Genomic DNA, 688 nt, shown 5'->3' with positions numbered 1-688 from the left:
GCGATAGAGCGCCCGGTCGCCGGTCGCGAGGGAAGTCATGTCGGTCGGGTTCGTCACCTTGCCGTACCCCGGCATCAACTGGCCGAGGGCGGCCTGCGTCTCCGGTGAGTAATCCGGCCACTCGATCCCGAAGCTCGCGCCGGCATCGGCCAGTTGCACGATGTTGCCGCCGGTCGGCGAGACCGACGCCGCGCCCCGCCCTCCGGGCCATCGGCGCTTGCGCAACAGCACCGCGGTCTCGTAGAGCTGGTGGCACTCGTGCACGCGGGTGATCCCATACTGGCGGAAGACCGCGTCGTAGATGTCGTCGTCGCCTGCGATCGCTCCCGTGTGGGACGCAGCTGCACGGCTCCCGGCCGCGGTGCGCCCGAACTTGAGCATCACGATCGGCTTCTCGCGCTCCGCCGCTTCCTGTGCTACCGACTTGAACTTCTCGCCATCCTTGAAGCTTTCGACCGCCATCAGCACGACGTCGGTCGAGTCCGAGCGCAGCATGAAGCGCGCGAAATCGAGCGTATCGAGATCGGCCTCGTTGCCGCAGCTCACTTCGTAGCTGATGCCCAGGCCCGCCTCCTGCGCCCGCCACATGACGGTGATCTGGCCCAGGCCCCCGCTCTGGCTGACGACGCCGACGTTGCCAGCGGACGCCCGCGGCCCCTTGATGGCGAAAGTGGAGGTCATCGCGAAG

The 688-nt window shown here is 67.9% G+C and carries 1 pseudogene; it reads right to left on the bottom strand.

Annotation, left to right across the window (positions count from 1 at the left end):
- A pseudogene (locus I6F37_RS38365) lies at positions 1-688 on the bottom strand (hypothetical protein); the annotation flags it as partial.

This window comes from Bradyrhizobium sp. NBAIM08 (assembly GCF_020193935.1).
In the GTDB taxonomy this organism is placed as follows: Bacteria; Pseudomonadota; Alphaproteobacteria; order Rhizobiales; family Xanthobacteraceae; genus Bradyrhizobium; species Bradyrhizobium yuanmingense.
The sequence above is the reverse complement of the archived record's forward strand: the minus strand, read 5'-3'. Positions and strand labels throughout refer to the sequence as shown.